Below are 20,500 nucleotides of genomic sequence, written 5' to 3'. Positions count from 1 at the left end.
GGAGAAGTTAAGGTAGCGCACCTGCGGCCCCGCCCCCCCGGAACGTGCGGAGAAGCCAACGGCGCTCAACGAGCAACAAGGTAAGCAGCAGGGTCAAGATAAGTAGCGCCCGGTACCACAGCGCCTCCGATACATCACCCGCCCAGACGGCCCCGGCAGCCAGCAGCGCATACCCCAGCAGCCGCCCGAAGGGGTAGTCGACGGGAAAGTGCCGACGCGACACCAGGTACGCCAGCAGGCACATGACGAGAAAACAGGTCAGCATACCCACTGCCGGAGCATACATGCCATACTGCGCGGTAAACAGGAGCGGACCGCCTACCGCAAAGACGGAACCTACCAGTGCAATACCACCGCCCAGGAAGGTCTGATCCGTAAGCTTGTAGGCAATACTGAGGTTGGAATAGATGCCGAACAGAAAATTGGCGGCCAGAAGGATGGGCAGGACCACCAGTCCCGGCCGCACGTCAGGGCCGATAAAAAACTGCAACCAGGGCAGGGCCAGCAGAATACCCGCGCAGGCCAGCGTACCGACCAGTCCGTACGCCCGCATGGCATCGGCGTAGATCCGGCGGTCTGCCGTCACCAGGTCGCTACTCGACTGACGGAAGAAAAAGGGCTCGGCGGCATACTGATAGGCCGTGACGAATAGGTTAAGAAACACTGCCATGCGCAGGGCGGCAGTGAAGTAGCCCGCTGCCGTATCGTCGTACTGTAGCAATACACTGGGCCCCACCAGGGCATTGGCGATACCGGCTACGGAGACGACCGTCAGCGGAAGGCTGTACCGCAGCAGGCGCCCGAAGGTGGGCGCGCTCAGTGCAGTAGTGAGCTGTGACGTGGGCTGGCGCAGTCCGTCGATCAGCAGCAGTGCATAGCGGACGCCGGCCGCCAGGGTGATGGCGATCAGGTAGTAGCCTACGCGAAAGGTGGGCTCGAAGCGTGCACCGAGGTATACCGGCAGCACGTACAGCAGCAGGTAGATCAGTGCGATGTTGACCGCTACATTGATCAGGTTGACGCTGACGAAGAACCAGGCGCGCTGCTGCAGCCGGAGGCGGGCCAGCGGTACGGCGCTGAGCGCGTCGAAGGCTACGGTGAGTAGCACCAAACGCACGTAGGTAGTAGCGGCGGGGGCCTCCAGCAGCTCGGCGATCTGTGCCGACGCCAGGAACAGCGGTACGATGAGCAATCCCACCAGCGCCCAGACCAGCCGCTGGGCCCGCCGGAAGACCAGCTGCGGAGCGTAATCGCCCCGGCTGGCAAAGCGGAACACGGCCGTATCCATACGGAAGACCAGTAGGGCGATGAGCAGCGCGGTCCAGAACATAAGGTTACCGACCTCGCCGACCTCGCCGTCAGTCATCACGCGGGTAATGAAGGGGGTGACCAGGGCGAACGTGAGCAGGCGGCCCAGGATGCTCGACAGGCCGTAGATCAGGGTTTCACCGGAGAGTTTCTTCAGGGACACGCCGCAAGGTAGGGCTACAATAAGGAGCCGGACAAAATGGTTACTTTTGCGCCCTATGGGGCACCGTTTTCTACTACGCGTTGCATAACACCAAGGTATGATTAAGTGCATTTTCGGGCTCGCTGTGACCCTGCTTTTTACCCTCCCGCTGTCCGCTCAGGACGACAGTGAGGTCCTCTTCACCGTAGCGGGAAAACCCGTCACTGTAGGGGAGTTTCGCTACATCTACACCAAGACCAACGGCGAGGACGCCACCTTCAGCCGCGAGAGTGTCATGGAGTACCTCGACCTCTACGAGCGCTTCAAACTCAAAGTGGCCCGCGCCCACGACATGGGTCTGGATACCGTAGTAGCCCTACAGAACGAGCTGGAGGGCTACCGCAAGCAACTGGCCGACAACTACCTGCTCGACCGCGAAGTGACCGACCCCCTGGTCGAACAGCTCTACATCCGCAAGCAACAGGATGTCGACTTCAGCCACATCCTGTTCAACGTGCCCAGTGACCGGCCCGCCGACACGCTGGCCGTATTCGAGCGGGCCCAGCAGGTCAGGCAGCAGCTCACGGCAGACAATTTTGCCCAACAGGCCGGACAACTTAGTGAAGATACCTACTCCAAGGATCGCGGCGGCCGCATCGGCTACGTAAGCGCCCCGCTGCCCAATGGTATGCACAGACTGGAGGAAGCTCTCTGGGCGGCGCAGCCCGGTAAGGTGTACGGTCCGGTACGCACCGCGGCGGGCTACCACCTGTTCGTGCGCCACGCTAGTCGGCCGGCCTACGGGCAGGTCGAGATCGCCCACATCCTGATCCGGAAGGGCGAGGACGCAGGTGCGGATACCGAGCCAGCGCGCGAGCGGGCGATGCAGGCCGCCGCCGCACTCGAGGCGGGTACCCCCTTCGAGGAAGTAGCTGCTACGTACAGCGAAGACGACAAAACTAGGAACCAGGGCGGTTACATCGGCTTTTTCGGCATTAACCGCTACAACAAGGACTTCGAGCAGGCTGCCTTCGCCCTGACGGAGGACGGGCAGGTAAGCGAGGTGATCGAGAGCCCCGTGGGCTTCCACATCCTCAAGCGCGTCTCGCGCCGTGGCGTACAACCCCTGGAGGAGCAGCGCCCTCTTTTAGAGGCCACCGTACGGCAAGACAGCCGCTTCGCCGCCGCCCAACGCGCGCTGCTGCAACGGCTCCGCCGACAGTACGGCACCGACCTTATGGACCAGAATCTCGCCACCTATACCGCCACGCTGGACTCGAGCTTCTTCGATGTGCGCAAGACGTTCGCTACGGACACCGACCTACCCCTGCTGCGGATCGGTGATAATACCCTGACGGTAAGCGACTTCAACGACTACCTCACCCGCAACGGGCGGCGACGGGCCACGCTGCAGCGCAGCCAGGCCCTGCCGGAAGCCGTACGGGTCCTCTTCGATGCCTGGGTAGAACAAGAGGTACAGCGGTACGCCGAGCAGCAACTGGAGGTCAAGTTTCCCGACTTCCGGGCCCTGATGCGCGAGTACCGGGAGGGCATTCTGCTCTTCGAAGCGACTAAACTGGAAGTGTGGGACAAGGCCGGAACCGACAGCACCGGATTGGAAGAATTCTTCGCCGCCCACCGCGAGCAGTATCAGTTTGCCCCCCGCGCCCGGGTGCAGTCGTTCCGCATACGCGTCAGCGATTCGCTGCAGGTAGCGGACGTACTGGCCTACGCCGACGGCCGCACGCCGGAAGAGATCATGGAATACTTCGGCCGGCAGGACGTAGCCGTAGAGGAAGAGCGTTACGAGGCGGACCGCCTGCCCGAAGACCTCAGCATGGAGGTGGGTAGCCAGACCGATCCGGAGCAAGACCCCAGTGGTACGGTCAGGGTATACCGGGTCGCTGCCGTAGAGCCCGCCCGCCCCAAGGAACTGCAGGAGGCCCGCGGCTATGTCATCGCTGACTACCAGGACCAACTTGAGCGGGAGTGGGTAGACGCTCTGAGGAAAACCTACGAAGTGAAGGTGAATAAGAACGTACTGAACAAACTGATCGCATCTTGAAGCTAGCCCTGGGGCTGGCAACGGCCAGCCTGTTCCTTTGCGCGTGTACCGAAGTACCGGAGGCCACTACGGACGATCCGGTGCTGGCCCGCGTGCACCAGCGAGAACTACACTTGTCGGAGATGGAGGGCATGTTCCCCCCACAGGCGAGCCGGGCGGATAGTACCGTCATCATCGAGGCGTTTGCCAACCGCTGGGCGCGCGATGCCGTCCTGCTCTGGGAAAGCGAGCAAAATGCGCCGAGTGACCTCAACCTCGATCGCCTGGTGCGCGACTACCGGGCCAGTCTGGTGCGTAGCAGCTACGAAGAACAACTGGTGAGTGCCAAACTCGACAGTACCATCAGTCAGCAAGAACTGGAAGCCTACTACGAAGCGACCAAGGAGCAGTACCAACTGGAGAAGCCCATCGTGCGTTGTCTGTTCGTACGGGTCCCCTACCCCACCCCGGAGGAGTCGCGGCTGCAGGAGCTGTGGAACAACGGTAAACCCCAGGATACCGCCGCCCTGGCCGACTACACCCGTAGTTACGCCGAGGTGGCGCTGCTGAACGACTCGGCCTGGTACGGCCTGGATGAAGTAGCCCAGCAACTACCCGAGGGTACGCTGACTCCTGACAATGTGAACTCCAAACGGGAGTTCAGCCAGCAGGACGGGACGCACCGTTACTACTTCCGACTCTTCGAGCTCAAGCCGCGTAAGGAAATTGCGCCACTGAGCTACGTAGAAGAGCAGGCCCGCCGCGCCATCCTCCACACCCGCAAGCGGGAGGTGCTGGAACGTACGCGGGAAGAGATCTTCGAGCGGGAGGCCCGCCGGAATAATATTACATTTTTTAGCCCCGACAATTGGGAACTATGAGCAAGCTGATTTCCCTAACCTGTCTATTACTACTGAGCTGCGGTGCGTACGCCCAGCAGCGTGCCGTGATCGATGAGGTTATCGCCCGTGTAGGCAGTGAGTACATCCTACTCTCCGAACTCGAGGAGCGCTATGCCCTGGAGCAATCACAGACCAACGACACCCTGCCCCCCGAGATCCGCTGCGCCATCCTGGACCAGAGTCTGGTGGGCAAGCTGCTCTTCAACCAATCTAAGCTAGACAGTATCGAGGTCAATGACGGTGAGGTAGAGCAGCAGCTCAACGCCCGGATCGACCGCATCCTCAGCTATATGGGGGGTGACGTCAATCAGTTCGAAGACTACTACGGCCAGAGCATCACTGCCACCAAGGAGCAATTTCGTGAAGACCTGCGCGAGCAACTCGCCGTAGACCGGATGCGGGGTAGCGTAGTGCAGGAAGTCAAGGTGACCCCCGCTGAAGTGAAGGCCTTCTTCGCACAGATCCCGTACGACAGCCTGCCGTACTTCAACTCCGAGGTGGAAGTAGGTGAACTGGTCATCAAGCCACAGGCCAACGACTCCACCAAGCAGGCCGTGATCGACCAACTCACCGCCCTGCGGCAGCAGATCATGGTCGACAGCATCACCTTCGAGGATGCCGCCCGACAGAACAGCTCCGACGGCAGTGCCCGTGGGGGTGGTGACCTGGGCTGGACCAAGCGGGGTAAGTTCGTCGCTGAGTTTGAAGCGGCAGCCTATAATCTGGATCCCGGAGAGATCAGCCAGGTTGTAGAAACAGAGTTCGGTTACCACCTCATCCGGCTGGATGGCCGTCGGGGCAACTCCATCCGGGTCAGTCATATTCTGCTGCAGCCGGAGATCACGGAGAGCGATCTTGAAAAGTCGCGCCGCTACCTCGACAGCATTGCCACGCTGATCAAGGTGGATACCTTCACCTTCAGCTACGCAGTCAAGCGCTTTGGGTATGACAAGGTGCAGAGCTACAATAACGACGGGCGCATGAGTAATCCCGCCAGCGGCAACACCTTCTTCGAGATCGGTGATCTGGACCCCGACGTGTACTTCGCCATCGACGAGCTAGAGATCGACTCCCTGAGCGAGGTGATGGAGTTTCGCGGTCCCACGGGTGATCCGCTGTTGCGAATCGTACAGCTTCGCTCCCGGACCTCCCCGCACCGCGCCACCCTTAGCCAGGACTACGCCAAGATCCAGGACGCCACCAAGAACGCCAAGCAGCAGGAATACCTCAGTGACTGGATCGAGCGCCGCGTGGGCTCCACCTTCGTAGAGGTGGATCCCCGCTACCAGGCCTGCCCCCAGATCAAGATATGGCTGGAGGATAGCCGCAAGATCACGGTGGGTGGCGATAGCGGCAGGATCATCACCGGTAAATAGCGCCTTCGGCCCCTAAGGGGGTGGCAGTTCGCTGCGGTAGATTATTCACGCTGCGTAGCCAGCTGGCAGTATTTCCTTCTGTATATAGAAAATAAGCCCTTAACACAACACCATGGGCACCCCATGGCCCGTTAATCTTTTATAACCAATGACGAAACTTCTACTCATACTCTGCTGCTGCGTCAGTCTTACGGTATCCGCCCAGACGGATTCACCCGCCGGCCGGTGGAAAACCCTGGATGAAGATACCGGTGAAGCTAAAAGCATCATCGAGATCTACGTCAAGGGGCGCACCTTCGACGGTCGGATCGCCGAGATCCTGACTGGTAATACCACGGCAGTCTGTACCGAATGCGACGGCAAGCTTAAGGGTGCCCCTATTCTAGGCATGCAGATCATCGATGGCCTGGAGCCGGACGATGAAGACATGGTCTGGGCCGGCGGCACCATCTTCGACCCCCAAAAGGGCGCCTCGTACAAACTCGTCGTCTGGTTCGAACCCGACGAGCCCGACGTACTCTACGTCCGCGGCAAGCACTGGACCGGCCTATACCGCACGCAGCGGTGGGTCCGCGAATAAAGTCTTACATTATTGCCTGTCCGGGGCCACGAACGGCCCGCAGGCATGGTCTTTTCCTTGACACTCTGATTTTACACACAAGTCTATTCCTCATGAAGCAATCATTTACTCACAACGACTTAGTCGCATACGTCTACGGCGAAGCCGATGCAGGTCAGATCGACGCCACCGAAGCGGCTCTTGCCGCCGACCCCGCGCTGATCACTGAATTGGCCCGTATGGTCGAAGCTCAGGCAGCACTGCCCCGCATCAAGTTCAGCCCCCCCCGCCGCATTGTCGACGCGATCCTGCGGTATGCACGGGGCGAGCCCACGCCGCAGCTTTGCTGCTAATACCCTTACCTTACCAAGAAGCACCGCCCCTCCCGGCGGTGCTTCTTTCGTTTACCCACCTTCTACAAAACCATCAGCATGCTAGATTCACTCATCGACGCCGCCAAGGGCCAACTCGTCGCTACCCTCACGCAAAAGACCGGCTTGCAGCCCGCTCAGGCCGAGCAGTCCGTCCCCCTGGCCAAGGAATCCATCACGGAAGGCCTCACTAGTGCCGTGTCCAGTGGTAACATCGGTAGCATTCTCGACATGGTCAAAGGCGCCGCTGGCAGCAGCACCGGTGGCGGGGCTGCCGGAGGACTTCTCCAGAACGCAGTATACCAGAGCATCGCGGGCAACTTCATCAGTAAGCTGACCGGCAAGCTCGGTATACCGGCTAGCATGGCGCAGACGGTCAGTTCCTACGCCCTACCCTTCATTATGAGCAAACTGGCCGGACGCGCACAGGAAGCCGGAGACACCCAGGAGATCGATAAGGGTAGTCTGCTATCCGTACTCGGCCTGGATGCCGGCGGTCTACTCGGCAAAGCGGGCGATCTGCTGGGCGGCGGCAAGAGCGACTCGGATGGAGGTTCCGGTGGTGGACTAGGTGGCGCGCTGGGCGGCTTTCTTAAGTAAACACTCGTGCCCTGACCGGGCCTGCTAGCACCGCCTTGGCGTATCATGCAGAAGAACTAGAAATAATCTCTACTAAGCTTGCACCGTAACTTTTAGCGATAGTATATTTGCACTCGCAATCAGGCAGCTAGCTGCTAGTTGCGACCAGGTTTGGTAGTTCAGTTGGTTAGAATGCCGCCCTGTCACGGTCCCGATTTAATCGGGACGGGTTCGAGTAACCTCGATTTAGATAAGGAAGCTCAAAATCAGTGAAATACTGAATGTCTTCTGGTTTGGTAGTTCAGTTGGTTAGAATGCCGCCCTGTCACGGCGGAGGTCGCGGGTTCGAGTCCCGTCCAGACCGCATAAGGGCTCGCTTCTTCGGAAGCGGGCCCTTTGTGGTTCCTATTGTGCACTCCATATGGATTCCGCAGCATACATCTACATCCTAAAGTCTGAGGCAGGTAAGTTCTATATTGGCTATACCCAAAACTTGGCAGAACGTATCCGTACGCACCAGGCGAATGAAGGCAGTTGGACGCGCGGTAAGGGACCATGGACCCTACGCTACTACGAATCCTTTGACTCAGATACTTTGGCCCGAAGTAGAGAGCTTCATTTGAAAAAGACGAAGAACAAGAATTACCTCGACTGGCTGATCATGAACGGTCCGGGTACTTCAGTTGGCTAGCTGAAACTTCACCGGCAGATTGAATGCCACCCGCACCGGGTGCCCCGCCTGGATACCGGGGGTGAAGGTGAGTCCTTCGGTATTGATACGTTCGATGGCTTGGAGCGCAGCCTGGGTACAGCCACCCCCTACTTCGCGGATTGGTTTGAGGCTAGAGACCGTGCCGTCTTTCTCTACGACAAACTGCACGACCACTACGCCCTCCATACCGTTATTTCGAGCAAGCGGGGGATAGGTGATGCCGCCCTGTACGAAACGTAAGAGCGCCCGATCCGAGCACTGCTTACGTGCCTCTCCACTCAACGCCTTGCACGCTTCACCGAAGACTGGCATGCGTTCTACGAATATCTCAATGGTGTCCTCATCGTGCGATGGCGGTGGGGGTGCAATTGGTGGCGGAGGGGGCGCTGCTCTGGAAGCCGTATGCGTCGGTACGGTTGCGAATACCGGCTCATTCATAGTAATGCCCTGGTCAATCAAGTCGACAGTCGGAGCTACTTCATCCGGTACCGCCTCGATGGTAGGCGGCGGGGGTGGCGGGGGCGGGGGCTGCGGCGGATCGAAGGTGCGCGGCGGAATCAGATCAATCGTTTCATCCACCTCGATCACGCCGGAGTAGACGGCGGGTGGAGCATCCCACTGCGTCCAGTTGAGGGTAAGGAGCGAGGCGAGCAGGGCGGCGCACAGCGATATTCGGTGGGTAGTCGGACCAAACCGTAGCGGATCGGTGCCCGCCAGTTTCGTACGGCCGTCTGTCGCTGAAGGTGTAGCCCCTTGCATATAGCGGCGTAGGAATAGTACGTAGAGGGTCAGGAGCAGGCATAGCCCACCCAGACCCAGCAGCACCGCGGTGCCGCTGAAGGTAAATACAGACATGATAAAAGAATTAGCAGCGTGAAGTGTGAGCCGGCTACACGGTGATACCGGGTAGATGTACTACGGAGCGGTTTTGGCGGTTCGACTACTCCTTTCCGTTCTGCGTTCATTCATCAGCCCCACGGTAAATCACTCTGCACCCGCGTCCCCGCAACCTCTAACTTATGCACCTACAGTACCCCGCCCTATTTCGCCAGCAGGCCTACATCGATGGCCAGTGGACCACCGCCAGTGACGGCGCGACCTTCCGGGTCACCGACCCATTCAACGACGAACTACTGGCAGAAGTAGCCGATCTGGGGGCCGCAGATACCGAGCACACCGTTGACGCGGCACATAATGCCTTTCCCGCCTGGAGCAAGCGTACCGCCGGTGAACGCTCTTCGGTACTGCGCAAGTGGTATGAGCTCATCCTACAACATCAGGAGGACCTGGCCGTACTCATGACCCGGGAGCAGGGCAAACCCCTGGCCGAGAGTCGTGGGGAGGTGGCCTACGGGGCCTCCTTCATCGAGTGGTTTGCCGAGGAAGGGAAGCGGGCCTACGGGGACGTGATTCCGAGCCACCGCAGTGACACCCGCATCCTGACCCTCAAGCAGCCAGTGGGCGTCGTAGCGGCCATCACCCCCTGGAACTTCCCCATCGCCATGATCACCCGCAAGGTGGCCCCGGCCCTTGCCGTAGGCTGCACGGTCATCATCAAGCCCGCCGAGGATACGCCACTCTGCGCCCTGGCCCTGGCGCAATTGGCGGAGGAAGCAGGCTTCCCGGCGGGCGTAGTGAACGTGGTGCCCAGTAATCAGCCGGCCGAGGTAGGCGAAGTGCTGACTGGTGACCGGCGCGTCCGCAAGCTCAGCTTCACCGGCAGCACCGCCACGGGCAAAAAGCTCATGGCACAGAGCGCGGGCACCCTCAAGAAGCTCTCCCTGGAGCTCGGTGGCAACGCCCCCTTCATTGTATTCGACGACGCGGACCTACAGGGCGCGGTCGCCGGTGCAATGGCTTCCAAGTACCGCAATGGCGGGCAGACCTGCGTATGCGTGAACCGTGTGTACGTACAGTCCGGCATCTACGATCGCTTCGTAGCGGCTCTGGGAGAGGCCGTGGCTGCCCTACAGGTAGGGGTGGGTACGGAGAAAGGAACCGACGTAGGCCCACTGATCAATGACGCAGCTATTGAAAAAGTGGAACGCATGGTAGCGGATGCGGTAGCCAAGGGGGCGGAGGTAGCCATTGGGGGCAGCCGGCACGAAGCCGGTGCCCGATGCTACACCCCTACCCTACTCCTGAATGCGGACGCTTCCATGGACATCGCCCAAGAAGAAGTATTCGGCCCGGTGGCTCCCGTATTCCGCTTCGAGACGGAGGAGGAAGTGATCGAACTGAGTAACGATACACCGTACGGACTGGCCGCCTACTTCTACGGACAGGACCACGCCCGCATCTGGCGGGTCGCCGAAGCGCTGGAATACGGCATGGTGGGCATCAATACGGGTATGATCTCTACGGCGCTGGCTCCCTTTGGTGGGGTGAAGGAAAGCGGCTTTGGGCGGGAGGGCTCGAAATACGGACTCGAGGATTACCTGGTGGTCAAGTACCTCTGTTGGGGCGGTCTGAGGGGATAAGCGAATGCCACGCCTCCCAATTGGGAAACGTGGCATCCGCAGTAGATAAGGGCTTGGTTTTTAGTTACGTCCGGGCGCAAAGTGGTTGCAGCCGAAGCTGGCTTCGGTCAGAAACTCCATGCCGGTGCTGGCCGACTGATTCTGGAGCACGGGGAGTACGTACTTCATGCCGCTTTCGCTGAGTACTTCGCATTCGCCGAAGTTGTCGCGGTTCTGGACGGCGGGGGCTTCGTGCTCCCAGTGGTTACAGTTCTTGCAGGTGGCTTCCATGGTATAATCTTTTTAATAGTGACAGATATACTTACATAAGCCACATAGACCAACATATGTTTGGCTAATTCACTTATAAACAGTTGTTTATAAACAGACTAAATAAGGAGAACGCTTATTCTATCCCCATGATCTTGTGCGTCTGGAGACTGACCCGCCACCGGGGGTGTGCCATGCAGTAGGCTACGGTGGCGGGCGTATTGTCGCGTCCGGCTTCGTCCTTGGGTTGCAGGAAAAAGTGGGTGAACGCCAGGTGCTCGAAGGCGCTGGGCTGAGCGGTGGGCTCGGGTTGGGGGTACACTAATTTGAGCTCGTCGCCGCCGGATACCGCTAAGGGGGCCGTGGCTTTGGGACTCACACAGACCCAGTTGATCTCGGGGGGCACGGGCAGGGTGCCGTTGGTTTCGACAGCCACCTCAAAGCCGGCGGACTGGAGTGCAGTGATGAGGGGTACATCCAGTTGCAGTAGGGGCTCACCACCGGTGCAGACTACGTAGGGCCGTCCGCCGCCGGGCCAGAGGCTTCGCACCAGGTCTACACACTGCACCTGCGTGTAGCGCCCTCCGTTTACGCCATCGGTACCGATGAAGTCGGTGTCGCAGAAGGAGCAGACGGCAGCGTGGCGGTCCTCCTCGCGGCCACTCCACAGGTTGCAACCCGTGAAGCGCAGGAAGACGGCGGCGCGACCGGCCTGGGCCCCCTCTCCCTGGAGGGTGTAGAAGCTTTCCTTGACTTTGTAGCTGCGGGGCATAGTAGGGGTAGACAAATTTCGGGGGCGCTTGGTTTGCCGCTACCTTGCGGGATGGACCAGTATTCCGTACCGGCCGGCCCCGCTGCCGGGGAGTTTCGCGATCGGAGCAGCAAATTTGTCGCCGCGCTCTACCACGTACAGGACGAGGCCGCTGCCCTAGACGCCGTAGCCGAGCAGGCCCGCATACACAACAGGTGCAACCACCACTGCTATGCGTACCGCCTGGGGCCTGGCCCGGACCGCTGGCGCGCGAACGACGACGGCGAGCCCAGCGGCACGGCCGGTAAGCCCATCCTGGGGCAGATCGATAAGGCGGGGCTGAGTGATATTCTCATCGTAGTATCCCGCTACTTCGGGGGCACCAAATTGGGTACCTCGGGGCTGATCAACGCTTACCGGGAGGCCGCCCGACTGGCGCTGGAAGAAGTGACGGTGACCCAGCAATTACTACTTACTGGGGTACGCCTTGCCTTCGGCTACGCGCTGATGACGCCGGTGATGAGTGCGCTGAGTCAGCTGGGACTGGAGATGGCCGACCAGGCATTTGGTGAGCGGGCCGAGGTGCTTCTGGAGCTACCGGAGTCTACCGCATCAGCGACCGTGCGGGAGTTACAGGCGGCTATTGCGGGGGTGTACGTAGAGGAGGTGGGAGATGACTTTGAGGTAGAGGGACTGACCGTTTTGGTGACGCCGACCGGGGACTAAGCTGTACATTCAGCCCACACTTACGCCGCTTATGCAATCAGGTAAAATACTTTTCTGGTCCATCACCGTGGCCCTGGCCGGCTTTCTGTTCGGTTTTGATACGGTAGTTATTTCCGGCGCGGACCAGGCCCTACAGGAGCTCTGGCCACGAGGCGAGCTCTTCCACGGGGTGGTCATCATTTCCTCGGCGCTGTGGGGTACCGTGCTGGGGGCGATGTTCGGGGGTATTCCTACGGATAAGCTAGGCCGCAAGCAGACGCTCATTCTCATCGGGGTGCTGTACTTCGTTTCCGCGGCCGGTTCGTCGCTAGCCAATGATCCGTGGCTATTCGCCGTGCTCCGCTTTATCGGCGGGCTCGGCGTGGGGGCTTCCACCGTTGCGGCTCCGGCCTATGTATCCGAGATCGCCCCGGCCGGGGATCGCGGTAAGCTCGTGGGCCTGTACCAGTTCAATATCGTATTCGGTATCCTGGTGGCCTTCCTGTCTAACTACCTGCTGAGCGACATGGGTGAAAACGCCTGGCGCTACATGATCGGCGTAGAGGCTATTCCGGCGGCCATCTACACGCTGATGGTCTTCACCGTGCCGCGCTCACCGCGCTGGCTGCTGACGCAGAAGAACGATGTCGCGGAAGCCACGCGGGTGCTGAACCTCATCAATCCGGAGGGGGACGCCGCGGCAACGATCGCCCAGATACAGGCCGACAACGCCCGCACCACGCCGGGGGAGACCATCTTCACCAAGAAATACCGTTTCCCGCTCATGCTGGCCTTCCTGGTGGCGTTCTTCAACCAGTTTTCCGGCATCAACGCATTTCTCTACTACGCACCGCGCATCTTCGAGTTGGCGGGGCTGGAACAGAGTGGTGCCCTGCTGAGCAGTATCGGGGTGGGGGTGGTGAACCTGGTGTTCACCATCATCGGCCTCAGTATGATCGACAAGTTCGGGCGGCGGCAGCTGCTGTACATCGGCTCGGTGGGCTACATCGTGTCGCTTTCGCTGGTAGCCATGGCCTTCTGGTTTGGCTGGCAGGGGGTGGCGGTGCCGATCTTTCTGTTCCTGTTCATCGCCAGCCATGCCATCGGGCAGGGGGCGGTCATCTGGGTATTCATCTCGGAGATCTTCCCGAATCACCTGCGGGGTAGCGGACAGTCCTTCGGCACCTCGGTACACTGGGTGCTGGCCGCGGCCATTCCTAGTCTGGTCCCCCTGCTGTTCGGAGTTATCGGCCCCGCACCGGTCTTTGCCTTTTTTGCCTTCATGATGTGTCTGCAGCTGCTGTGGGTCTGGCGCATGATGCCGGAAACCAAGGGGGTGAGCCTGGAGGAGCTGGATTTGCAGTTGAACGGGTGACGGTCGTGCAGCGGGGGAAAAGTAGTACTTTGAAACAGCTTACTTATACGCCATGCGCCACCTGATCTACCTCCTGCTCTTCGCCACCCCCCTCCTGGCGCAGACCAATGCCGATATCTACAACGCCAAGGTACCCGAGCCCGTCCTGATTTGGCATCGCGTGGCGGACGTCTCCCCCGGCCTGCAGTCGGTGGAAGCAGCAGAATTCAGCCCCGACGGTAGCCTGGCCGTCAGCGGCGGAAAGTTTGGCTACCGGGTGATGCTCTGGCGGGTGGCGGACGGTACCCTACTCTGGCAGAGTGCCCACGAAAGCGAGGTAGAATGCGTCACCTTTTCGCCGGATGGCCGGCGCATCGCCACGGGTGGGGAAGACTACTTCCTACGGGTCTGGGACACCGCCACCGGCGAGCAACTGCACAGTATGGAGATGACCGAGGCCGGCTTCGACGGCATCACCTGGTCACCCGACGGCCGGTATATCGTGGGCGGCGATGAAGCAGGCAACGCGGTGTTCTTCGATGGAACCACCTACGCGGAGGTCGCGCGGATCAACTGTGGCTCCACCATCAACTCCCTGCAATTTACCGCAGACGGCACACAGCTGCTGGTAGGAGGTAATATTCAGACACTGGACCCCAACGGTCCGGGCGGTAAGACCTACACCGGCTTCGCTAAGGTTATCGACGTAGCCCGCAGGGCGATCATTCAGGATATTGGCGAGCAGCCCGGTAGCATCAAGAGTGTGCGGTACAGTCCGGATGAGAAACACTTCGCTACTGGTGGATTCGACAACAAGGCGCGACTCTTCGATGCGGCGAGCGGGAAGTTGGTGCGGGAGTTCACCGACCCACTCAAGATCGAAGCCGTAGCCTTCACGCCCGATGGCCACTACCTGGTCACGGGCGGTCACGCGCAGTCCATCAACTTTTACCGCCTATCCGACGGTGAACTCGCCCTCCGCCTACCCATGGCCCGCGTGGAGTATATCGACTTCACCGACAACGGTCGCCTGATGCTCACCAGCCACGAAGACTCCGGCCTGCTGAGCTGTTACCTGCTACAGAGCAATACACAGACCCGCGGCAATTACCAACAGATCGCCGATGAACAGCTCAACAACCGCGACCTGAAGGGCGGCAACTAGATGGACCGAAGAAAAATACTCAAAGGCCTGGCCGCCGGCACGATTGGCCTACCGCTAGCCCTGCGGCTGTTCGGCGGCAAGGGGCAGGCCCAGTCGCGGGGTCCGGCTACCGTGAGCGGAGAGCGCTTCGACTGGAAGATGGTCACCACCTGGCCGCCGGGCTTCCCCATCCTGGGGGAGGGCTGCCAGAAGCTAGCCGATCTGTGCCATGAGATGTCCGGCGGACGGCTCCACATCACCGTCTACGGCGGCGGCGAACTGGTGCCCCCCCTGGAAGCCTTCGACGCGGTACGGCAGGGCGCCGCCGAAGTGGGCAGCGGCGCGGCCTACTACTGGGCCGGCAAGCTGCCCGCCGCCCAGTTCTTCGCCGGCTTCCCCTTCGGCCTGAATGCCCAACAAATGAACGCCTGGCTACTGAGCGGCGGTGGTATGGAACTGTGGCGCGAACTCTATGCTACCGTAGGACTGATCCCCTTCGCCGGTGGCAACACCGGCGTACAGATGGGCGGCTGGTTCAATCGCGAGATCAATAGCGTGGCCGACTTCCGCGGACTGAAGATGCGCATGCCCGGACTCGGTGGACGCGTACTAGAGCGCCTCGGCGGTACCCCCGTCCTGCTCCCCGGCGGAGAGATCTATACCGGACTAGAACGCGGCATCCTGGACGCTACGGAATGGGTAGGGCCCTACCACGACTACATCATGGGCTTCCACGAGATCGCCAAGTACTATTACTACCCCGGCTGGCACGAGCCGGGTACGAGTTTCGAGTTCTTCGTCAACCAGGAGAAGTACGATGAGCTACCCCCCGATCTGCAGCAGATCTTTGCCGTAGCCACGCACTACATAAATATGTACACGCTCTCGGCCTTCGAAGTAAAGAATGCCGAATACCTGGAAAAACTCCGGCAGGTACCCGGGCTGTCCGTACGCCCCTACCCCGATGCGCTGATCGCTAAGGCCCGGAGTGCGGCTACGGAGGTGATCCGCGAGTACGCGGCCTCCGACGCTACGACCCGGAAGGTGTTTGCTTCCATCGAGGCGTTCCGTCGCCTAGCCAAACCGTGGAATGAGATCACGGAGCAGCGCTTCTACGACGAACTATCCTAGCGCGTGCTACAACTGGTGATCCTCCGGTACCCGACTCGGCGCGGTGATCTCTGTAGGATCGTCTAAATGTTCCGTAGGAGTCTTGCGCATCAACGAGATGACCACGCCGGCAGTGAGGGTCACAAAGATCACCACCAGACTCACCCACTCCGCCGGGTGCCATACCTCGTGCAGCATGAGCTTCACCCCCACGAAGGTCAGGATCAGCGCCAGGCTATACTTCAGGTAGCCGAACTTATCGATCATGGAACTGAGTACGAAGTAGAGTGCCCGCAGGCCCAGTACCGCCAGGATGTTGGAGGAGAAGACCAGGAACGAGTCCGTGGTGATACCCAGAATGGCGGGAATGGAATCGACCGCAAAAATGATGTCCGTAGTCTCTACCATTACCAAGGCTACAAATAATGGCGTGGCGGCCAGAACGTGTTTCTTACGCACCCAGAAATCGTGTCCGTGGTACTCGGTCGTGACGGGCACGACCTTCTTCACCAGCTTGATGATAGGGTTATCGGCCGGGTGCACTTCCTCCCCCTTGCCCACCATCTTGTAGGCCGAGTAGAGGAGCAGCAGTCCGAAGACGTAAAACATCCAGTCGAACTGCTCCAGCAGGTACACCCCGGCCAGGATCATGGCCAGACGGAAGAACACCGCCCCCAGGATACCCCAGAACAGCACCCGGTGCTGGTACTTGGCCGGTACCTGAAAGTAGCCGAAGATGACCGCGATCACGAACACATTGTCCATGCTCAGCGACAGCTCCACCAGGTAGCCCGTGAGGTAGTTGATCATGGCCGTGTGGGCCGGCAGATCCGAGTATACCCAGCCGTTTTCGTACGCCAGGTAGATGAAGCCGCTGAAGCCCAGACCGATCGCCATCCACAGGGCCGTCTGCCCCAGCGCCTCGCGGGTCCGTGGCACGTGATCGTGTTTATTGAGCACGAACAGATCAAGAAACAGCAGGGACACCACAAACACGGCGAAGCCAATCCACACAATGGGCATGTACAGGGATTTAAGGAGTCTATAACGGCCCCTGTCGGGGGATGTTCCAAAAAGATCGCACCGGCGGCCCCGCCCGCATGGCCCGTGGTTTACCTTTAGTGCACCAACCGTTCCATTGTTTTGCTCCGCCCCCTCATCCTGCTCGTCGGTCTCCTCTTGTGCGCGAACGCGGGTGCGCAGGAACGCCCCTCAGTAGCCCGGGCCTGGAACGAGGTATACCTGCAGGCCATCCGCCAGGACTTTGCCCGCCCGGTCGTGCACGCCCGCAACCTCTACCACAGCTCCGTAGCGATGTACGATGCCTGGGCTACGGTGCAGGGGCTCCGTGCCCTACCCCTGCTACAGACCTACCCCGGCTCCCCCGCCCTGCCGCGCGACCAGGCTAGTGCCGAAGAGGCCGTCAGTTACGCTGCCTACCGCGTGCTGCTGCACCGCTACCGCACTTCCCCAGGTGCCGCACGTACCCTGGAGCAAGCCCGGGAGCTGATGGAAACGCTGGGCTACGATACTACCTACGTCTCTACGGACTACCGCCAGGGAAACCCCGCCGCGGTGGGCAATTCTATTGCCGCACAGATCATTGCCTACGGTACGACCGACGGAGCGAACGAGGCGCTCAACTACGCCAACCAGGACTACCCCGACCCCGTCAATACCCCCCTCGAACTGGACCGCCCCTTCAGTCTGCTCGGCCTGGCGGACCCCAGCCGCTGGCAACCCCTGGCCTTTCCCGGTACGGTAATCGATCAGTCCGGGCAGGTACTAGACGGCAATGTTCCTAGCTTCCTGGGGGCCAGCTGGGGCCGCGTCACCCCCTTTGCCCTACCGGATGAAGTGAAGACGGTGTCCACTACCGCCAGCCCGATCTACGGCGCCAGTCCGGTGTACCACGACCCCGGTCCGCCGCCGCTGTACGCACCGGAGGACACGGCGGAGTTCAACTTCTACCGCTGGAACTTCGAGACGGTGCTGAAGTGGTCCAGTCACCTCGATCCCGACGACGGGGTGCTGTGGGATATTTCCCCCGGCGCACGGGGCAATCGCAGCACCCCCCTACCCACCTCGCCGGCGGAGTACCGCACGTTCTATGATCAGCGCGCGGGCGGGCAGCCCGGCGACGGTCACCCCCGCAACCCCGTGACCGGACAGCCCTACGCACCCAACGTCGTACCCCGCGGCGACTACACCCGGGTACTGGCGGAGTTCTGGGCCGACGGACCGGCCTCCGAAACGCCCCCCGGTCACTGGTTCGCCATCCTTAATACGGTGATGGACCACCCCCTCTTCGAGCGGAAGCTCCACGGCGAAGGGGAAGTGCTAGACGCCCTGGAGTACGACGTAAAGGCCTACCTCACTCTGGGTGGCGCGATGCACGACGCGGCCATCACGGCCTGGAGCATCAAGGGGAAGTACGACTACGTGCGGCCCATCACGGCGATTCGCTACCTGGCGCTGTTCGGTCAGGCCTCCGTGCCGTCACATCCTTCGTACAACGCCCGGGGGCTACGCCTCGATCCGGGCTTTATCGAGTTGGCCAATGGTGCCGACGAGGTGGTCAACGACACTACGCTACTACAGGTCAAGGCACGCGCCTGGATCGGCAACACCTTCGTCGACAGCAGTCCGGGAGGCTACGCGGGGGTAGACTGGATCAACCCCTTCGTGTGGGAACCCTACCAGCGGCCCAACTTCGTTACGCCCAATTTCGCCGGCTACGTTTCGGGCCATTCTACCTTCAGCAGCGCGGCGGCTACGGTACTGGAGCACCTGACGGGCTCACCCTACTTCCCCGGCGGACTGGGGGAGTTCGTCGCCGAACGTAATGAATTCCTAGTCTTCGAGCGGGGGCCGAGCGTCGATGTCGTGCTGCAGTGGGCCACATACCAGGACGCCGCTTCCGAAACCAGCCTGAGCCGAATCTGGGGTGGCATTCATCCGCCGGTAGACGATATCCCCGGTCGACGCATCGGTCCGCTGGTAGCCCGGGATGCCTATACGTTGGCAGACAAGATCTTCGCCCAGGAGGCTCTGGTACTCAGCACGGAGGACTCCGGAACCGTTCTTCCGGCCACCCTCTACCCCAATCCGGCCAGGGCGGGTACGCAGGTGCGGGTGCAACTGCCAGCGAGCGGCGTGGAACGCCTGGACCTATACAGCAGCCTGGGGCAGCGTATGCAGCGCGTGGTGGTCCGCGGTGACGGAACGGCCCACATCGAGACGGACGCACTCGTCGCCGGGGTATACCTGCTGGTCGACCCGGCCAGGACCGTCGTAGGTAAGCTACACATACAGTAGCCTAGTAGCTGTGAATACGGTAAGATAGCCGACGTTAAATTGTCCCAATAGTGGCCACTATTTTACTGTAATAAGTTGTAACTTGTTGTATTCCTTCTGTTTGCCGTCGGGTACGTCGGTGCAACGAAATACGTATCCCGACCGGTTTTTCCAATTGGTAGTAATCCCCGTTTCGGCTTTGCCGGGATGGGGATCTGCAGTTTGTCGGCGATTAGCCATTATGACTTAAGAGGGTTACTAAAAACCGCATGTGTAGGTCGATTATACTATTATTGGGTACGAAGTGTATCTACGTTTAATCAAAACCAACACACGCATGTACTCTACCACTACCCTGTGCCGCTGGGTTACCCTGCCGGCCATTCTTCTTCTGTACCTCCTTCCCCTCGCTGTATTCGGGCAGAACTGTCCGACGGGCGTGACCGTCACCGGCGGCACGATCGCCCTGGCCGAAGGGGGTGGAGACAGCACCTCCGTCTGTGCCGGCGACGGCATCGACGACCTGATCGACGTGACGCTCAGCGGAGCGACCGGCGATAGCAGTATCTACGTCATCACCGACGATAGCCTCAACATCCTGGCCCTGCCAGCCGCCCCACCCTTTAACCTCGAAGGGGCCGGGGATGGCACGTGCCTCATTTGGCACCTGTCGTACACCGGCGATCTGGGGGGTGCCGCCATCGACGGTCGGGCCGATAGCCTGACGGGCTGCTTCGAGCTCTCCAATAGCATCACCGTACGTCGCGACGGGGTGGATGGGGGTATTCTCTCCCTGGCCACCGGGGGAGATTCTACTGCCATCTGTGCCGATGACTCGATCTCGGACGCCTTCGAAGTCGTACTGACTGATACCGTAGGCACTAACAGTGCCTGGGTGATCACGGACGATAGCCTCAATATTCTCGCCCTGCCCGCCGGCCCACCCTTCGATCTGGACGGCGCGGGACCCGGACTCTGCTACGTCTGGCACCTCGCGTACGGAGATAGCCTGAGCGGCGCAACGGTAGGGGCGAATGCAGCTGACCTAGCGGGCTGCTTCGATCTGTCCAACCAGATCTTCGTGACCCGCGATACCGGTACCAACTGCGCTACGACCGCACTGCCGCCGGCCCTGGAACCCGGTCAGGTGAGAATGTTCCCCAATCCGGTCACGCATACGCTATCCCTCGACCTGAGCGAGCTGAGCAGCGGTACCACCATTCTGGAAATCATGGATGCGAGCGGCCGCCTGCTGGAACGCCGAGAACTAGGAGCGGCTAACGGCCGTCATACCTTCGACCTCAGTACAGCAGCCGCGGGACCCTACCTGCTGCGAGTGCGGAACGACGGCAGGATGCTCACCCGGCGCTTCGTGAAACAGTAGATTGCTATTCCATACTACTCCAATAAACAGTGC

Annotated in this window: 19 protein-coding genes and 1 tRNA gene; 15 read left to right on the top strand and 5 right to left on the bottom strand. The window is 60.5% G+C overall.

Annotated elements, in window-relative coordinates:
• Positions 1–7 precede the first annotated feature (7 nt).
• Positions 8–1,471 carry a lipopolysaccharide biosynthesis protein gene (locus MJQ68_RS02890; RefSeq protein ID WP_238749473.1) on the bottom strand — a complete coding sequence of 488 codons (1,464 nt, stop codon included), beginning with the start codon at positions 1,469–1,471 and terminating at the stop codon, positions 8–10.
• A 97-nt stretch (positions 1,472–1,568) separates the two neighbouring features.
• Here MJQ68_RS02890 and MJQ68_RS02885 point away from each other — a divergent pair, with 97 nt between their 5' ends.
• From MJQ68_RS02885 to MJQ68_RS17990, 8 genes are all read left to right on the top strand, one after another.
• Entirely contained in the window at positions 1,569–3,515 is a 1,947-nt protein-coding gene (locus MJQ68_RS02885) for a peptidylprolyl isomerase (protein WP_238749472.1), read from the top strand.
• Positions 3,512–4,375, top strand: coding sequence for a hypothetical protein (locus MJQ68_RS02880; protein WP_238749471.1), 864 nt, complete (start codon positions 3,512–3,514; stop codon positions 4,373–4,375). The genes MJQ68_RS02885 and MJQ68_RS02880 overlap by 4 nt, the downstream gene beginning before the upstream one ends.
• Positions 4,372–5,772 (top strand): peptidylprolyl isomerase, encoded by a 1,401-nt coding sequence (locus MJQ68_RS02875; protein ID WP_238749470.1) that lies wholly within the window; start codon positions 4,372–4,374, stop codon positions 5,770–5,772. The genes MJQ68_RS02880 and MJQ68_RS02875 overlap by 4 nt, the downstream gene beginning before the upstream one ends.
• 148 nt (positions 5,773–5,920) lie before the next feature.
• A complete protein-coding gene (locus MJQ68_RS02870; RefSeq protein ID WP_238749469.1) occupies positions 5,921–6,352 on the top strand; it encodes a DUF2147 domain-containing protein in 432 nt (143 codons plus the stop codon).
• Between the two features lie 92 nt (positions 6,353–6,444).
• Positions 6,445–6,684, top strand: a complete 240-nt coding sequence (locus tag MJQ68_RS02865; RefSeq protein WP_238749468.1) for an anti-sigma factor — start codon at positions 6,445–6,447, stop codon at positions 6,682–6,684.
• Positions 6,685–6,762: 78 nt separating this feature from the next.
• Complete coding sequence (locus MJQ68_RS02860) at positions 6,763–7,302, top strand: DUF937 domain-containing protein (protein ID WP_238749467.1); 540 nt, start codon at positions 6,763–6,765, stop codon at positions 7,300–7,302.
• 269 nt (positions 7,303–7,571) lie between these two features.
• A tRNA-Asp gene (locus MJQ68_RS02855) sits at positions 7,572–7,645 on the top strand.
• Positions 7,646–7,702: 57 nt separating this feature from the next.
• Positions 7,703–7,972 carry a GIY-YIG nuclease family protein gene (locus MJQ68_RS17990; protein ID WP_406612639.1) on the top strand — a complete coding sequence of 90 codons (270 nt, stop codon included), beginning with the start codon at positions 7,703–7,705 and terminating at the stop codon, positions 7,970–7,972.
• On the opposite strand, the gene MJQ68_RS02850 is transcribed toward MJQ68_RS17990, so the two are convergent.
• Complete coding sequence (locus MJQ68_RS02850) at positions 7,961–8,848, bottom strand: TonB family protein (protein ID WP_238749466.1); 888 nt, start codon at positions 8,846–8,848, stop codon at positions 7,961–7,963. The genes MJQ68_RS17990 and MJQ68_RS02850 overlap by 12 nt on opposite strands.
• Positions 8,849–9,012: 164 nt before the next feature.
• On the opposite strand from MJQ68_RS02850, the gene MJQ68_RS02845 reads away from it, so the two are divergent.
• Positions 9,013–10,473: an NAD-dependent succinate-semialdehyde dehydrogenase gene (locus tag MJQ68_RS02845; RefSeq protein ID WP_238749465.1), complete on the top strand. Its 1,461-nt coding sequence runs from the start codon at positions 9,013–9,015 to the stop codon at positions 10,471–10,473.
• Between the two features lie 60 nt (positions 10,474–10,533).
• On the opposite strand, the gene MJQ68_RS02840 is transcribed toward MJQ68_RS02845, so the two are convergent.
• Both MJQ68_RS02840 and queE read right to left on the bottom strand, forming a co-directional pair.
• Complete coding sequence (locus MJQ68_RS02840; protein ID WP_238749464.1) at positions 10,534–10,743, bottom strand: hypothetical protein; 210 nt, start codon at positions 10,741–10,743, stop codon at positions 10,534–10,536.
• A gap of 115 nt (positions 10,744–10,858) precedes the next feature.
• Entirely contained in the window at positions 10,859–11,494 is a 636-nt protein-coding gene (gene queE, locus MJQ68_RS02835) for a 7-carboxy-7-deazaguanine synthase (protein ID WP_238749463.1), read from the bottom strand.
• A gap of 51 nt (positions 11,495–11,545) precedes the next feature.
• Between queE and MJQ68_RS02830 the strand changes: the two genes are divergently transcribed.
• Genes MJQ68_RS02830 through MJQ68_RS02815 form a run of 4 tightly spaced genes read left to right on the top strand, consistent with a single transcriptional unit; the run spans position 11,546 to position 15,807 of the window.
• A complete protein-coding gene (locus MJQ68_RS02830; protein WP_238749462.1) occupies positions 11,546–12,199 on the top strand; it encodes an IMPACT family protein in 654 nt (217 codons plus the stop codon).
• Positions 12,200–12,230: 31 nt separating this feature from the next.
• Positions 12,231–13,553 carry a sugar porter family MFS transporter gene (locus tag MJQ68_RS02825; protein WP_238749461.1) on the top strand — a complete coding sequence of 441 codons (1,323 nt, stop codon included), beginning with the start codon at positions 12,231–12,233 and terminating at the stop codon, positions 13,551–13,553.
• A 52-nt stretch (positions 13,554–13,605) separates the two neighbouring features.
• Positions 13,606–14,697 (top strand): WD40 repeat domain-containing protein, encoded by a 1,092-nt coding sequence (locus MJQ68_RS02820; protein WP_238749460.1) that lies wholly within the window; start codon positions 13,606–13,608, stop codon positions 14,695–14,697.
• Positions 14,698–15,807 carry a TRAP transporter substrate-binding protein gene (locus MJQ68_RS02815; RefSeq protein WP_238749459.1) on the top strand — a complete coding sequence of 370 codons (1,110 nt, stop codon included), beginning with the start codon at positions 14,698–14,700 and terminating at the stop codon, positions 15,805–15,807.
• A 6-nt stretch (positions 15,808–15,813) separates the two neighbouring features.
• Here MJQ68_RS02815 and MJQ68_RS02810 read toward each other — a convergent pair whose 3' ends face one another.
• Complete coding sequence (locus tag MJQ68_RS02810) at positions 15,814–16,809, bottom strand: TerC family protein (protein WP_238749458.1); 996 nt, start codon at positions 16,807–16,809, stop codon at positions 15,814–15,816.
• Positions 16,810–16,929: 120 nt separating this feature from the next.
• Between MJQ68_RS02810 and MJQ68_RS02805 the strand changes: the two genes are divergently transcribed.
• Positions 16,930–19,104, top strand: coding sequence for a DUF6851 domain-containing protein (locus MJQ68_RS02805; RefSeq protein ID WP_238749457.1), 2,175 nt, complete (start codon positions 16,930–16,932; stop codon positions 19,102–19,104).
• 316 nt (positions 19,105–19,420) lie between these two features.
• Complete coding sequence (locus MJQ68_RS02800; RefSeq protein ID WP_238749456.1) at positions 19,421–20,467, top strand: T9SS type A sorting domain-containing protein; 1,047 nt, start codon at positions 19,421–19,423, stop codon at positions 20,465–20,467.
• Positions 20,468–20,500: the final 33 nt, after the last annotated feature.

The organism is Neolewinella maritima (assembly GCF_923081025.1).
GTDB classification, from domain to species: Bacteria; Bacteroidota; Bacteroidia; order Chitinophagales; family Saprospiraceae; genus Neolewinella; species Neolewinella maritima.
The sequence above is the reverse complement of the archived record's forward strand: the minus strand, read 5'-3'. Positions and strand labels throughout refer to the sequence as shown.

Excerpts from the sequence above, each read along its gene's own strand:
- queE (WP_238749463.1), bottom strand. The coding sequence starts at position 11,494 with ATGCCCCGCAGCTACAAAGTCAAGGAAAGCTTCTACACCCTCCAGGGA.
- MJQ68_RS02845 (WP_238749465.1), top strand. The coding sequence starts at position 9,013 with ATGCACCTACAGTACCCCGCCCTATTTCGCCAGCAGGCCTACATCGAT.
- MJQ68_RS02850 (WP_238749466.1), bottom strand. The coding sequence starts at position 8,848 with ATGTCTGTATTTACCTTCAGCGGCACCGCGGTGCTGCTGGGTCTGGGT.
- MJQ68_RS02830 (WP_238749462.1), top strand. The coding sequence starts at position 11,546 with ATGGACCAGTATTCCGTACCGGCCGGCCCCGCTGCCGGGGAGTTTCGC.
- MJQ68_RS02820 (WP_238749460.1), top strand. The coding sequence starts at position 13,606 with ATGCGCCACCTGATCTACCTCCTGCTCTTCGCCACCCCCCTCCTGGCG.
- MJQ68_RS02800 (WP_238749456.1), top strand. The coding sequence starts at position 19,421 with ATGTACTCTACCACTACCCTGTGCCGCTGGGTTACCCTGCCGGCCATT.
- MJQ68_RS02860 (WP_238749467.1), top strand. The coding sequence starts at position 6,763 with ATGCTAGATTCACTCATCGACGCCGCCAAGGGCCAACTCGTCGCTACC.
- MJQ68_RS02865 (WP_238749468.1), top strand. The coding sequence starts at position 6,445 with ATGAAGCAATCATTTACTCACAACGACTTAGTCGCATACGTCTACGGC.
- MJQ68_RS02810 (WP_238749458.1), bottom strand. The coding sequence starts at position 16,809 with ATGCCCATTGTGTGGATTGGCTTCGCCGTGTTTGTGGTGTCCCTGCTG.
- MJQ68_RS02875 (WP_238749470.1), top strand. The coding sequence starts at position 4,372 with ATGAGCAAGCTGATTTCCCTAACCTGTCTATTACTACTGAGCTGCGGT.
- MJQ68_RS02885 (WP_238749472.1), top strand. The coding sequence starts at position 1,569 with ATGATTAAGTGCATTTTCGGGCTCGCTGTGACCCTGCTTTTTACCCTC.
- MJQ68_RS02825 (WP_238749461.1), top strand. The coding sequence starts at position 12,231 with ATGCAATCAGGTAAAATACTTTTCTGGTCCATCACCGTGGCCCTGGCC.
- MJQ68_RS02840 (WP_238749464.1), bottom strand. The coding sequence starts at position 10,743 with ATGGAAGCCACCTGCAAGAACTGTAACCACTGGGAGCACGAAGCCCCC.
- MJQ68_RS02870 (WP_238749469.1), top strand. The coding sequence starts at position 5,921 with ATGACGAAACTTCTACTCATACTCTGCTGCTGCGTCAGTCTTACGGTA.
- MJQ68_RS17990 (WP_406612639.1), top strand. The coding sequence starts at position 7,703 with ATGGATTCCGCAGCATACATCTACATCCTAAAGTCTGAGGCAGGTAAG.
- MJQ68_RS02815 (WP_238749459.1), top strand. The coding sequence starts at position 14,698 with ATGGACCGAAGAAAAATACTCAAAGGCCTGGCCGCCGGCACGATTGGC.